Annotated in this window: 14 protein-coding genes, 1 pseudogene and 1 riboswitch; of the genes and pseudogenes, 9 read left to right on the plus strand and 6 right to left on the minus strand. The window is 34.4% G+C overall.

From position 1 onward, the window contains the following. The first annotated feature begins 803 nt into the window (after nucleotides 1-803). Nucleotides 804-2,030, plus strand: coding sequence for a Ger(x)C family spore germination protein (locus LAV82_RS30875; RefSeq protein WP_499717617.1), 1,227 nt, complete (start codon nucleotides 804-806; stop codon nucleotides 2,028-2,030). Nucleotides 2,031-2,328: 298 nt separating this feature from the next. Next, nucleotides 2,329-2,781, plus strand: a complete 453-nt coding sequence (locus LAV82_RS30880; RefSeq protein WP_499717618.1) for an NAD-binding protein — start codon at nucleotides 2,329-2,331, stop codon at nucleotides 2,779-2,781. Between the two features lie 105 nt (nucleotides 2,782-2,886). Here the strand turns inward: LAV82_RS30880 and kimA are convergent, their stop codons facing one another. Together kimA and LAV82_RS30890 are read right to left on the minus strand one after the other, a co-directional pair. Then, nucleotides 2,887-4,716: a potassium transporter KimA gene (gene kimA / locus LAV82_RS30885; protein WP_499717619.1), complete on the minus strand. Its 1,830-nt coding sequence runs from the start codon at nucleotides 4,714-4,716 to the stop codon at nucleotides 2,887-2,889. A gap of 131 nt (nucleotides 4,717-4,847) precedes the next feature. Next, nucleotides 4,848-4,992: riboswitch (cyclic di-AMP (ydaO/yuaA leader) on the minus strand. Nucleotides 4,993-5,355: 363 nt separating this feature from the next. Then, nucleotides 5,356-5,730, minus strand: coding sequence for a DUF4430 domain-containing protein (locus LAV82_RS30890; protein WP_271997941.1), 375 nt, complete (start codon nucleotides 5,728-5,730; stop codon nucleotides 5,356-5,358). Between the two features lie 752 nt (nucleotides 5,731-6,482). Between LAV82_RS30890 and LAV82_RS30895 the strand changes: the two are divergent. From LAV82_RS30895 to LAV82_RS30915, 5 genes and pseudogenes are all read left to right on the plus strand, one after another. Beyond that, a pseudogene (locus LAV82_RS30895) lies at nucleotides 6,483-7,052 on the plus strand (DinB/UmuC family translesion DNA polymerase). A 576-nt stretch (nucleotides 7,053-7,628) separates the two neighbouring features. Continuing rightward, a complete protein-coding gene (locus tag LAV82_RS30900) occupies nucleotides 7,629-8,108 on the plus strand; it encodes an SRPBCC family protein (RefSeq protein ID WP_499717620.1) in 480 nt (159 codons plus the stop codon). A 335-nt stretch (nucleotides 8,109-8,443) separates the two neighbouring features. Further along, a complete protein-coding gene (locus tag LAV82_RS30905) occupies nucleotides 8,444-8,734 on the plus strand; it encodes a YolD-like family protein (protein ID WP_499717621.1) in 291 nt (96 codons plus the stop codon). Nucleotides 8,735-8,995: 261 nt separating this feature from the next. Then, nucleotides 8,996-9,139, plus strand: a complete 144-nt coding sequence (locus tag LAV82_RS30910) for a DUF8096 family protein (RefSeq protein ID WP_499717622.1) — start codon at nucleotides 8,996-8,998, stop codon at nucleotides 9,137-9,139. 499 nt (nucleotides 9,140-9,638) lie between these two features. After that, a complete protein-coding gene (locus LAV82_RS30915; protein WP_211079352.1) occupies nucleotides 9,639-9,788 on the plus strand; it encodes a hypothetical protein in 150 nt (49 codons plus the stop codon). Between the two features lie 95 nt (nucleotides 9,789-9,883). On the opposite strand, the gene LAV82_RS30920 is transcribed toward LAV82_RS30915, so the two are convergent. From LAV82_RS30920 to LAV82_RS30935, 4 genes are all read right to left on the minus strand, one after another. Then, a complete protein-coding gene (locus LAV82_RS30920; RefSeq protein WP_211079353.1) occupies nucleotides 9,884-10,132 on the minus strand; it encodes a hypothetical protein in 249 nt (82 codons plus the stop codon). 727 nt (nucleotides 10,133-10,859) lie between these two features. After that, nucleotides 10,860-11,711 (minus strand): DUF5677 domain-containing protein, encoded by an 852-nt coding sequence (locus LAV82_RS30925; protein ID WP_499717623.1) that lies wholly within the window; start codon nucleotides 11,709-11,711, stop codon nucleotides 10,860-10,862. Between the two features lie 114 nt (nucleotides 11,712-11,825). Next, the gene (locus LAV82_RS30930) at nucleotides 11,826-11,963 is read right to left on the minus strand and encodes a DUF8096 family protein (protein ID WP_499717625.1); all 138 of its coding nucleotides are present in this window, start codon (nucleotides 11,961-11,963) and stop codon (nucleotides 11,826-11,828) included. A gap of 148 nt (nucleotides 11,964-12,111) precedes the next feature. Beyond that, entirely contained in the window at nucleotides 12,112-12,465 is a 354-nt protein-coding gene (locus tag LAV82_RS30935) for a hypothetical protein (protein WP_211079355.1), read from the minus strand. 346 nt (nucleotides 12,466-12,811) lie between these two features. Between LAV82_RS30935 and LAV82_RS30940 the strand changes: the two genes are divergently transcribed. After that, nucleotides 12,812-13,168 carry a YolD-like family protein gene (locus LAV82_RS30940; RefSeq protein WP_499717624.1) on the plus strand — a complete coding sequence of 119 codons (357 nt, stop codon included), beginning with the start codon at nucleotides 12,812-12,814 and terminating at the stop codon, nucleotides 13,166-13,168. Between the two features lie 63 nt (nucleotides 13,169-13,231). After that, nucleotides 13,232-13,338: DUF8096 family protein (locus LAV82_RS30945; protein ID WP_499717626.1), on the plus strand; the 107-nt coding region annotated here is incomplete at its 3' end.

A 13,338-nucleotide genomic window follows, 5' to 3' on the forward strand; every position in this document is an offset into this window, starting at 1 on the left:
AATAACGTAATGTTTATTAAAAATAAATGTAGTTTATTCATGTGAGTAAATGTATAAACTACATTATAAAAATTAAAAGTTCAAAAGCATTTTGAGTAGAGAAAAAAGGGAAATATTATTTAATAATTTTTTTGAAATAGGGCTATGAGAAATTATCTTTTTTTACTATAATCTATTTGTATGATGTTACGATGCAAATTTCCTACCTGATTCATGTAATACAATTCAGTTTTTACTTTTTATTTTTATTTTTATGATTACATGCAAGTCAAATTAAATATAGACTGAAGGAGCGTAAATAACCCTTGGTATTCACAATTATTTATGAATTTTTATCCTCGCTACTAATAAAGCCTGAATCAAAAATTAAAAAACGCGTTAGTTAGTCTAACAATTCATATAGGAAAGATAAAGCTCATCAACTTAAGTTGATGGGCTTTTTTATTTATTTCATACCATGTTACCCCCACCATCTTCTTCTCTTTCTGCTAGTATGGCGTAGAAACATTTTTGTTCAGTTTTACATAATAGTTCGGTACGTGGTTAAAATATCCAAAAAAAGCACTGGAAATATGTCTTTATCCTTTAAAAATCCAAACATAAGAAAGAATCGATACCTTGATGCTACAAACCAATGTATTCATTAGAACGTATACGGGATTCACCATGAACGAATCTTAACATCATTAAACAGGAAACAGTTCAGATTTTGTCGTTCGTCAAGTGAAAGTGGGGAGAAGTTGAGGTGTTAAAGGATTCATTTTTTATGCGTTCAAACAAAGACCTCGAAGAAGGTGACAATAATGAAACGTAAAGGGTCTTTTCTTTTACTGCTGATGACGATGATGGTCTTGCTCACCAGTTGTTGGAGTAAAAAAGAGTTAACGGACCTTGCTATTGTATCAGCCATGGGTATCGATAAAACGAAAGATGGGAGATATCATCTAACACTCCAAATTATTAATCCAGGGAACGTGGCTGGTATACAAGGAGGGGGAGGCGGTACTCAAAGCCCTCCTATTACCATTTACTCGGCTTCCGGTGATAATATAGTCGAAGCAAGTAGACGGGCTTCAGGCAGCATTTCTCGCCGATTGTATTATGCTCATACAAACTTGGTCGTAGTTGGAGAAAAAATGGCAAAAGAAGAAGGACTTAATACATTAATTGATGCGTTTGATCGAGATCCGGAATTTCGGAATACTTCCTCTCTTGTGATTGCGAACCATTCGACCGCAGCTGATCTTGTTAAAACGTTAACACCAGTTGATAAGATCCCTGCCAATAAAGTACTAAAAACTTTAGAATTTACGGAAAGAAAATGGGGAGAGAATGTAAAAATATCACTCCAAGAGGTGATGAAAAGCCTTGAGTCTCCTGGAAGAGGAGCCGTCGTATCAGGATTTCGCCTAGTTGGGAATGCCCAGCAAGCACAAAAACTGGATAACCTTCAAGAGAGTTCACCTGCAGCCACGCTTCAAGCTTCCGGAATTGCTGTCTTAAAACAAGGAAAGTTAGTGGATTGGCTGTATGGAAAACCAGCCAGAGGAACGGTATGGATTCTCGACAAAATCCAAGGAACGGATATTAATATTGACTGGGAAGGGAAAAAAGAAGCGATTTCCTATCAAACTGTACGCCAAAAAACAAGTGTGTCTGCCCAAGTGAAGAATGATCACCCTCATATTTCTGTTCATACGCGTGTTGAAGGAGATCTCGGTGAAATGGAGGTACCTGTTGATATCACTAATCCAAAGGTCATCACAAAGATCGAACAATCCCTGGAGAAAGAAATTAAAAAGGAGCTGAAGAAAGCTATTGAACGTGCGCAAAAAAACAAAACAGATATCCTAGGATTCGGGGAAGTGGTTCACCGTACTAGACCAAATCAATTTAAGAAATTAAAAACGGAATGGAATGATGTGTACTTTCCGAAGTTAGATGTAGATATTACAGTGGAAGCTTATGTGCGTCGAGCTGGCTTACGAAACAAATCGTTTCTTTCAGGGATAAGAGAGAATCAAAAGTGATAAAAGGGACGTTCCTGTATGTTGAGCGTTCTTTTTTATCTATTTATTCACTCATATCAAGGAAGATTTCTATATAGAAAAATAGATGATAAATTATTAAGATAAGAGATGGAAGTATAACTTGAGCAACTTGGTTATCGAGTCTGCTTTCTATAAAATGGGAGATAATGATGATAAGAATTTCTAATTATGGTGCTGTAGGGTGGGGCATTGAGAGAGTATAACTAATTGTTTAACTAAGTTCTATAGGTAGTTTTTTTACTTTACCTGCCTTATGCTCTTGAAGGAGTATGTGTTTATGTATATAGGGAATAACCATCTTGTGATTATTGGTTGGAATGAACGAGTCAAGAATCTTCTTTCCTGTTTTGGCGAGTCTTTATCTCTAACTAAGATTGTTTTGATTGATAGCACACTAGAAGAAACTCACTTGTTACCCGACCATATTTATTTTATTAAAGGAGATCCCCAAGATCCCGAAACATTAGTAAAAGCGAATATTCAACATGCCGAAAAAATACTTATAACAGCCGATCCAGACCAAACAGAGGAACATGCTGATATAAATTCAATTTTATCTCTTATTGCTTGTAAGGGAATAAAGTCTTCTATTTACAGTATTGTTGAAATTCTAACATCTAAACACAGTATCAATGCAAAGCATGCTGGTGCTGATCAAATCATTTACAGAAGCTTGTCAATCAGTAATCTTATGCACGATAAATTGTTCAGTAAAGAAATGCTTAATTAAACTGATGTAATGTCGGTTATCCTAAATATCATCTGTTTTTCTTAACACAAAATGAATAATCGAATTAAAACCCCTTTTCATACATATGAAAAGGGGTTTGCTTTTTTATTTCTTAAATTTATAAGGCAATGTTGTCACAATGACATTTTTTCGATAAAGAAGGTGTGCCCTTAATAATAAGCTTGATTGGTTATGCAATGCGTTATGCCAGCTTTTTCTTGTGATAAATTGAGGAATTAAAACAGTAACAGCCATATGGCTATCATCAGCTCGCTCTTCTACACGATCAATAAAGCGTAAAAGAGGTCCAGCTAAGCTTCGATATTGTGAGTAGAAGGTAACTAAGCGTATATCAGGATATCGTTCGTTCCATATCTCTTCCATCCTCTTTTCACTTTCACGGTCAAATGCCACATGAACCGCAATCACTGTGTCTCCAATAATTTTTGCATAGTTAATGGAATTCTCGACAGCTCTTGTTAAGCCTGCAACTGGAATAATCACTACATTTCCTTCTATAGCTAATGCTTCTTTATCTCCTGGCTTGATGCGAAGTTGCTTTCCTACCTCTACATAATGGTTTTTAATACGGTGGAACAGATAGACAATGAGAGGCAAGAAGATTAAAACAGCCCATACTTGCGAGAATTTTGTTGTAAAGAAAATAATCAGTACTGTGAAGCTAATAAAAGCTCCTATAAAATTGGTCACTAATTTCCCCTGCCAGCCAGCTGGCTTTTCCCTAAACCATTTAACAATCATACCCGTTTGAGATAGCGTAAATGGAATAAATACGCCAACCGCGTAAAGAGGAATTAACCGTTCTGTATCGCCTTGAAACGCTATGATAAGCAAGATGGAGGCAATTCCAAGGGTCACAATCCCATTTGAATAGCCCAAACGATCACCACGTATCGTAAACATACGAGGAATATACTTATCTACAGCTAAATTAACAGCCAGTAAAGGAAAGGCTGAAAAGCCTGTATTGGCAGCTAATACTAAAATTAAAGCCGTTGTACCCTGAACAAAATAATAGAAACCATTACGTCCCAACACTTGGGAAGCGAGCTGCGAAACAACCGTCTCCTCTGCTTTAGGTACAATTCCAAACCAATAAGCTAAGAACATGACACCTGAAAATAAAATAGCTAAAATAATGCCCATTGCAACAAGCGTACGTACCGCATTCCTTGCAGCTGGCTGTCTAAAGTTTGTTACAGCATTTGAAATAGCTTCTACGCCTGTAAGGGCTGAACACCCTGATGAAAAAGCGCGTAGTAGTAAAAATAAGCCGATTCCTGGCACTGCAGTTCCAATAGCCGGATGAACGTCAGGAGAGACCTGACCAGTGGCTACTTTCCATATGCCTACTCCTATTAAAAGAACCAATGCAAGAACAAATAAATAAACAGGGTAGGCTAAAGCCGAAGCTGATTCGGTTACCCCTCTTAGGTTTAAAATCATAATAAGGATAACTAATAAACAAGCAATAATTACCTTATAATCATGTAAAACAGGAAAAGCAGACGTTAACGCATCTGTTCCAGATGAAATACTTACAGATACGGTTAAAATATAGTCTACTAATAAGGATCCTCCAGCAATCAGCCCTGCATTCTCTCCAAGGTTATGTTTAGATACAACATAAGCGCCACCACCTTCTGGATAGGCATAAATAATTTGTCGGTAAGAAAGGATAAGAGCTGTTAAAAGAATAAGTACACCAATACCAATCGGTATTGAATACCAAAATGCGATCATTCCAATGGTAGCAAGCACAATTAAAACTTGTTCTGGGCCATATGCCACGGATGAAAGTGCATCGGATGAAAGAATAGCTAAGGCCTTGACCTTATTTAACTTTTGTTCACCTAGCTCTTTTGATTTGAGTGGTCTCCCAATTAATAAACGTTTTATGGATGAATAACTCATCTAAACTCCTCCTGGACCCTTTGCCATTTACCTATATTAGTTTACTCTCATCATTCCCTATCTCAGAAAAAAAACACAAAAAAGAACACTAAGGTTCTGCTTAGTGTTCTTTCCAGGACAAATAAAAGCAAACCTTCTCTCCAAACGCTGATGAGGTTAGCTGTCGGGTTCGGACCTTTAGAGTAGCCCTACCTTCTTTTAGAAGGATTCACCCCAAGTGCAAGTGCACACAAAAATGGGTCCCCCACTCCTTAGTGGATTAAGCGATAAAAGGTATGAAAATAGCAAGATCATATATGTATGGTAGGTACTATACGCCTGAATTTTACATTTGTAAAGAGCCGTTTCAATTAAAACTAATTTTCATATAATTCGTTTTTCTCTTTTATTTAGATAAATAAATTTTGATATCTTGAGCAAACTACTCAAGACGCCGTGAGGCTTCAGTCCTTTGGTTAAATAATGTAGCAGAAAAACCTACCCTATCACACACCAGGGTAGGTTTTTCTGTTTTTCAGCTGCATATCATATACACCTCTAGTTTATATAATCAGCATTATCGGAAATTATAACTTACAAAAAAGTAGTTAGAATAATAACCAACTACTTTTTGTAGGATGTTTTAATTTTCTATGTTATTTACTTTAAAATTTCTTGATTATCCCAATTTTTTAAAGCCCATACTACCTCATCATTTTCATTGAGCGTGACTTCATCTAAACCTAACTCTATAAAATTCCTGTTTACAAAAACAGCCCAATGTATATTTTTCTTTGGAATTGAATGGATACCATTTATAGATATAATATTCCCTTGGGACTCTTCTATGTTAAAGGCCCTTTTTGTTACTTCGTATAATGTCTCACCTTCTTGAAATGAAACTTCTTTTGAAGCAATCGTCTCGTTTTTATCATTTACAATTCTGAAAGTACTCGTCATCTCTAATGCGTGCGTAGGGGAATAAATAACAAAAAGGAATATTGGTAAAAATATCAGTATCTTTTTAATAAGCATTTTTGTATCTCCTTTTGACGTATTTACCATATTATGAGCACTTTAGTGAAAATTATAATTTTTAAATATAGTTCAGTGTTTAATACGCAACAGAAAAATTTCCTGGTGTTAGGGAGTTTTTTCTGCTTTTTTAATAAATATCATATATGAACTTAGTTACCATAATGGATTTTATCGGCAACCATAAAAAAATAGCAGCTTAATTCAAGTTACTATTTGTTATACATATTTTCCCTTTATTTGAACATTCTACTTAAGAAGGGCTAAAATATTCACTCTAATATATAAAGGTGGATTCATATAAATGAAGGGTAAAATTTATAAACATAAAGCTTTTCTTGCAATTTTCGGTATTTATGCTATTCCCTTTGCTATTATCTTTTTTACCGATTGTTTAGTTCGGATAAATAATAGAAAGTAATTTATACTCTTGCTGGATAATAAATAGTATTTTGAGCAAACTACTCAAGATACGTGAGGTATCATTTTTAATACCTTGATACGTTACTGAAAAAACTCCTGGCCAATGACAGGAGCTTTTTCTCTTTTTAGGCTGTATAGAGTCTTTATTTTTAGTTACCATAATGTGACTTCAAGAAAGCAAAAGAACCCTTGTGGCAGTAAGGGTTCTCGATGAGGATATTTTCTCGTTCATGCAGCTTTTTATACATCTTTGACATACTAACGGCATCTATACCATAAAAGAACTCGCTCTTTCTTCTAAGGAGATGTTACAAAAAGAATTTGGCATTATGGGCGAGGAAATTCACCAACATGCGAATGGGATTGATTTTATTCGCATTTTAGACGTGTATATCCCTAGTTCCCGTTCCTTTGAAAAAAGTCAGATTCTCTTTCGAGATTATACAAGCCGAAAAGAAGTGGAATTATTACTATTGGAGCTATTGGACGATGTTTGTTTTCGTTTACGCATGCATCAAGTGGTGGCTCAAACGATCCATTTGTCGATTGGCTACAGCAAATAAACAGGTGGAGGCTTCTCTAGACAAAAGAAAATGGGGCGAGCCTCGAACTTAAGCCAAGATATCTTTCCGTATTGTTTAACCATTTTACATACGTATGATAGTGGGATGCCGATTCGCTCTATTGGCATCTCCCTATCCAACACCAGCATAGAAGAAGAGGAGCAAATGAGCTTATTTGAGGATATCGATCAGCGTGAAAGAGCCTATGCTCTTGCCAAAACGATAGATGAAATTCGGCTACGTTATGGAAAGAATAGTGTACTACATGCATCTAGTCACCTTCCTTATTCAACAGCTCGTTATCGAAACGGCCTTATGGGTGGCCATAAAGCTTAAGGAAGAAAAAGATATGGAACAGAGAGGAATGAAAGAAACAATAGCATATTATAAGGGTAGATATAAAGCATACAAAGATTGTTATTCATCTATTGTCGTTTCCTTGTAGGATAGATAACAATACTAAAAATATATAGTATTCATAGAATAGATATTTGGAGAGGAATTCAAAGATTGAATTGCAAAAATTATTCTATCATCAGGAGAAGGATTCTGGGTGTCTTAGAGGAAAGTGGAGAGCTAGCCATACCCACTCTGATGTAGGGTTGTTCCGTTTTATTTGAAGTTATAGCTGAGGAAAAACGCAGGAAAATTATAGACCTTCTTAGAGAAAGACCAAGGTCTGTAAGAGAATTAGTTGTGTGTATATAATTAAGCCAGCCAGGAGTTTCTAAACACCTTCTAAAATTAAGAGATGCAGGGCTAGTGATCATCAATAAGGATAACCAGAAACATATTTATCATTTGAATGCGGAATCCCTTGTAGAAATTGGTAACTGGTTAGTGTCTTATCAAAAATACTAGCCAAATAAGTTAGATACCCTAGAACAATTATTAGATGAGGAGGAGTAACGTATGCTAGCAGCTGTAGAAAAGAAAGAGGATGGCTATATAGCCACATATAATCGGCCACTTAATCATTCAGTTGAAAAGGCTTGGGCTGCTTTAACAAAGAATGATAAATTGCAAAAATGGATGTCAAACTTAGAAGTTGTAGACCTTCGAAAAGGTGGAACAATTAAGTTCAATATGAATGACGGGACAGGTAACTCTTTTGATATTTCAATCTTAGATTTTGAAGAACAATCATACTTGCAGTATGAATGGGGAGAAGGTTGGGTTCAATTCGAGTTATCTCCTAAAGATGATGGATGTTTATTAGTATTAAAAGAATATATCCCTCGCCTCAGTGATCATACTCCAAAAGATTTATCTGGATGGCATGTATGTCTAGTTATGTTTAGTGCTGTATTGGAGGGTCAATATATGGATTTCCCAAAAGGAGAATGGGAAAAATGGTACGAGAAGTATGTAAAGCTACTCAACCAGTTATAGTTCATTCAAAAATCCTCAACAAATGGGCACTGTAATAGAATAAGGATCTTAAGAAATGACCGATTTTTTATAAAAAAATCATTCAATTGAATGTATTAAAAGCGTGTTTTCGTTAACCTTTTTCAAAACACGCTCTTTCTCTTTGCCCATATATCAAGGTTTATATTGTGAATTTGATCAAACTTTAATCCAAAACTAGACAACAAGAAGGAATATGAATCCTAATTCTGAAACACGATTATCAATGTAGACATGGATGGCTACTTCGATAAAAGCCATCAAAACAACAGCTTTTTTAAAAGGAGATCTTGATAAAATGAAGTCCATTCTCTACTATGCCCGAGCAATACATAGGGTTAAAGGAAATTATAAATAAGCAAGTAGAAGTAGCTCAGCCTGTTTTAACAGAAGAGCAAATGGAACAAATCAATTTCACCTTGATTGAAGCCTTACATACAAATAAACAAATATACCTTACCTATTATAAGAAAGGCCAATACATAACAGAGACAGGATTTATTCAGTTTGTTGATTCTCTTGGGAATTTATTTATTTTCATTGATGACGTATTTGAGTTAAAGAATAAACTGAGATTAAGCGAGCTAATTGATGTTCGCTTGGCTTAATTCCTAAAGAAATCGTGTGCAGGAATCATTTATTTTGGTGGAGGTACATTCATGTACAATTTTAGAGTCTACACGTTACGTGACGGTTCAAAGAGAATCCTTAAACTAAAAGAAGGAGAATCCTTCAAAGAGCAGGTATTCAAGAAACACAAATTTTTCAAATGCAACTAGTGGAAAAACCAAAGTAATTTTAACATAACCCTTTTCTGTGTATGTAATTTTTTTAGTCTAAGGAAAGCCAAATAGAAAAGAGTGATCAACATGGAAGAAATAAAAGAGCAAGAAATCGATTTTGATAAAGTGTATGACTATGCTGAATTCCCGGATAAGGTTAGTGGCCGATGCGATAACTGCAATTCATCTTATTTTAAAAGTTCCGTAAAAGGTGGCGTTTTCTTACGTTAATGTCGAGAGTGTGGCATGAAGAAAAGCATTTAGGCGGTATTTAGACTATAAATGAAGATAGGACTTGAATGGCAATTGTTATTATTTGTTTCATGATTTTAGTAGGACTTCTTTTTATTTATCATTATTCACGCTACCATTGCTTCTCATTACGTTCTACTTTAGTCTTTGAGACATCTTTTAATCTCTCGTCCATTTCATAAAAAATATAAGCCAATAACTAAACGCAAGTATATAAAAAAGGAGCACATGCAGTAAATAACATGTTTTTAGCACTATTTCCTACAAGTAATGATTCTGTTTTCGAATCTATACCAAGTTTGTTTTATGGTAGTTAACTATGAACCTGCGGTTACACTTATTTGGTCGATTATTAAATTTAGTGGTTTTTATATCTTATGTATAAGGAAAATGAAAAAAGAAGAAGCAACTAACGAAGATCAGCTTATGGCTTAAATTATGAAAACAAATAACCAAATAGGATAGGAGATGTAACATAGTGAGTGGAAATAACAATGAAAAGCAACCATTGACTCGTGCAGATAGGAAGCATAATCACTTAGCTACTCAACATCGTATTTTAAATGTACTAATAGTACTTGCAGCTATTGTTGCAATATACTTGGTTGTAAAGACAATAGTTTTATAGAAAGAGCAACTTTTAAGGTTGCTTTCTTTATTGGGTCCTTCACCTATTGTAAATAATGACCCTACTTGTCTGTAAAAGAAAATACGTCCAAAATGTTAGGCGTTTTTTTCGAACGTTACAACATATATTTCATTATCTATTAGCTGAAAATACGTCTTTGGATATGACCCGATATAAATAGGCAATCTACCTTTTTCTTTCTCCGTATAAACATTGTAACCAAGCTCATCGACAGTCTCAAATCCGTAATACTCTTGCTCTTTTCTAATGTTTAAGCCTTCAGCCAAACCATCTATGACACATATAATTTTTATAAATTCAATCTCTTTATTTTTTTCACTCATATTCTCACTCTCCCACTTATTGCTTTTCGTATACTCGGAATTATCTCACATCAAAAAATGTTACTCCATACGCCAATCGACCCTATTAGAGTAAATACTTTGGTTTTGATGCAAAAGCCCCAATTGACTTGTAAACAATCTCTAAAATTTTGCCATGTACAAAAAGCTCGTCAAAACAGTAGCATTTGCTCTACAGGAGCAAATGTTTTTTAAAATTCAGGGATTGGGGAATACTTTATTAGCTTGAATTAATTTAGGAATTTATGTGCATTTATGTAATTGTTTATAGGAATACATAAAGTATTCATCAAAAATCTAGGGTTTTTTTATGTAGAAAAGGCCTTCTAATCTGATTGAATGTGGGATGCCCGTCATTTCTGACAATTGTCCTTGTGTAAGACCTCTTTCATTTAGTAGCTCTCGCAATCTAGGCTTTATAGTTACCATGTTCATTTCTCCAACTTGATTTCAATTTATAATCCTTTAGTAACAACTCCTGTAGGTTGTCCACCTTTTAATGATTACGCGGTAAAACATGAATTGTATTTGGACGAGGGGTTAACAGAGCAGTTTGATTTTTCAACAGATATTTTCCAAACGGTTCAAAATGTATATATTAAAACAATCATGAAGACAGCAGGGATCAGGTGCCCATTTTACGAGAAATCGAATTACCTTATCGTGATGAAGAGAGGGCAACTTCCGAGGTTTGCTCTCTCTTTTTTTATTAAGCAAATCTTATTTCAATATATTTTTCACACTCTTCATGACCTGTTTCTATCTGTCTATTAAGGCCAACTAGTAACATTTGGCTTAATAAATGTATAGATAGATTAACCAAGCTAATTACTGTACCAGCTTGAGAAGCAACGCTCTGACTTTGAAGGTTATGTACTAGTGAAGTACTATGAGCAGCATTGGATGTAGAAGGATACAGCTTTTGGTACATTTTTTCATTGCCTGTAATTTCACAAAGAGTCTTGAAGTTTATATTCTTTTTCTTTTTCTCCTGGTCTGTCAAATCAGGATGGTTTTTGATGTCTTCAGATAGTGGAATGAAATACCAATCTTTTCTTTCTTTATAATTATTTTCTATGAAGCTGTATTTTTCTTGGAGAGGGCCTTCCGTTTTATTCTTAAATTGTATAAAATAAGGATCATATTTATAATCTGGATCGTTCTTATGTTCCTCTAGTTTGTGGTACTGAGCAAAAATCGTATAGTCTTCATAATACTTCATATTGGCCTCAAAGTTTTTATTGATATACATTAAATTAGCATATGTTTCAAATAAGGATCGTACTATATTATAGCTTTGAGTTATACAACCTATAGTAACTGTGCTGTGTATTACCAGTACATCGGATAAAGCTTTAGACAAAAGGGTTTTATATCCTTGGGGCATTGTATCAAAGACGCTTTCTTTATACATGAGAAAATGAGCAAATGCATATTGTTTCTTCAAACTCTCTAAAAGTGGTTTGTATGATATGCATCTTTTTTCTTGTAAAACGGCAATCTCTTTTTCTAGGTTGTTACTATACTCCTCTAATTGCTCCAAAATTGGATTCTGCTCCAATATACTCCCTCCATTTTAAACGTTATATATACAATATTCCCTATTTTCAAGAAAGAAACACATATAAACATAGAAAAAGAGCCTATAAATTTCATAGACTCTTTTATTGATTCTTTATATATACTTTTTCATTCCACAACTCAAACATTGGCGTAGAAACTTGCCCTTACCTACACTATTTTTGAAATTAACTCCATCGCAGTTGTCATAGCGTCCACTCTTCTTGTCAGGTAGCTCACTATATTCATAAATTTTTTAGATCAATGTTTGTGTACTTATCTTGTTGCTCCATCTTTTATCCTTCACATTCCTTGATTATCATAGCAGTAGATATGGGAAAAAGAAAGCTGTTCTAGATATAATGCAAAAAAGAGAGCAGAGGTTTGCTCTCTTTTCTTATTTATACTACACCAGATAAAACATTAGAAATATCGGTTTTTTTAGTTGCTAATCTATTTTTACCATTCATATACTTTACCCATGTTATTATATTAGATAATAGAGACCTTCGATCCCCATCACAATAAAATGCAGATACAAGACCGTAAGCAAGCTCTACACTTATTTCATAGTTATTACCAGTCTTCGTATCCAGTATGAAATGAGATTGAATATCTTTTGTATGGTCATTACTATCTACTATTTTGTAGGCATCTACAATTCGAAACTGTCCGATCATAAACAACTCTTTATAGCCACTCTGTATCTTATTTTCAACTTGAGAATAACTAATTTCTTTCATCCAGAACTTCATAAAAAACACTCCTTTGGAATATTTTTTTATCATTACGTTCCGTAATGTATTCTTCGTTCTTTTGAGTTTTTCCTTTACAAAAAGACAAAAACCCCTCGACAGTTTCCGCAGGAGTCTAGGGGGTCTTCAATAACAGATATCACAACAGGATTGTACATAAAGAGCTGCAAAGTGAGTTAAGCTTTACATCTACAAGCGTAGACATTTCTAAAGATGAATATTCATATGAGGACAAATTACCCAATAGAAAAAGCCACTTGTATAAAACAAGTGGCTCTTTGCTACGTTGAATACATTAGATTATTCACGTATCATTCCCATCGCTATTATAGCATAACTTATCGATTTGTCTAATACATCTCGTTTTACTACAACTGAAAACAGGAGACATACAACCTATAATGCTACTGAATGCCGGAGCAATACATTAGGTTTAGAGGAAATCATAAATAAGCAACTAGAAGTACCTCAACCTCTTTTAATAGAAGAGCAAATAGAACAAATTAATTTCACCTTGATTGAAGCATTACATACAAATAAACAAGTTTATCTTACGTACTACAAAAAGGGACAATGTATTACAGAAAAGGGATTCATCCAATTTGTTGATTCCCTGGGGAATTTGTTTATTTTTATCGATGAAGTATTTGAATTAAAAAACAAAATGAGGTTAAGTGAACTAATTGATGTTCGTTTCACATAAAATAATTCCATCTTCACTATTTGTGGTAATCTAATAAAAGTCAATTAGAAAAGAGTGATCAACATGGAAGAGAAACAGCAGCAAGAAATAGACCTTGATAAAGTGTATGAATACGATGAATTTCCGGATAAAGTTAGTGGAAGATGCGATCACTGCAACTCAGCTTACTT

Origin of the sequence: Bacillus sp. ILBB4, assembly GCF_035064545.1 — a bacterium.
Classification (GTDB): domain Bacteria; phylum Bacillota; class Bacilli; order Bacillales; family Bacillaceae_H; genus Priestia.

Excerpts from the sequence above, each read along its gene's own strand:
- LAV82_RS30900 (WP_499717620.1), top strand. The coding sequence starts at position 7,629 with ATGCTAGCAGCTGTAGAAAAGAAAGAGGATGGCTATATAGCCACATAT.
- LAV82_RS30890 (WP_271997941.1), bottom strand. The coding sequence starts at position 5,730 with ATGCTTATTAAAAAGATACTGATATTTTTACCAATATTCCTTTTTGTT.
- LAV82_RS30905 (WP_499717621.1), top strand. The coding sequence starts at position 8,444 with ATGCCCGAGCAATACATAGGGTTAAAGGAAATTATAAATAAGCAAGTA.
- kimA (WP_499717619.1), bottom strand. The coding sequence starts at position 4,716 with ATGAGTTATTCATCCATAAAACGTTTATTAATTGGGAGACCACTCAAA.
- LAV82_RS30875 (WP_499717617.1), top strand. The coding sequence starts at position 804 with ATGAAACGTAAAGGGTCTTTTCTTTTACTGCTGATGACGATGATGGTC.
- LAV82_RS30935 (WP_211079355.1), bottom strand. The coding sequence starts at position 12,465 with ATGAAGTTCTGGATGAAAGAAATTAGTTATTCTCAAGTTGAAAATAAG.
- LAV82_RS30910 (WP_499717622.1), top strand. The coding sequence starts at position 8,996 with ATGGAAGAAATAAAAGAGCAAGAAATCGATTTTGATAAAGTGTATGAC.
- LAV82_RS30880 (WP_499717618.1), top strand. The coding sequence starts at position 2,329 with ATGTATATAGGGAATAACCATCTTGTGATTATTGGTTGGAATGAACGA.
- LAV82_RS30920 (WP_211079353.1), bottom strand. The coding sequence starts at position 10,132 with ATGAGTGAAAAAAATAAAGAGATTGAATTTATAAAAATTATATGTGTC.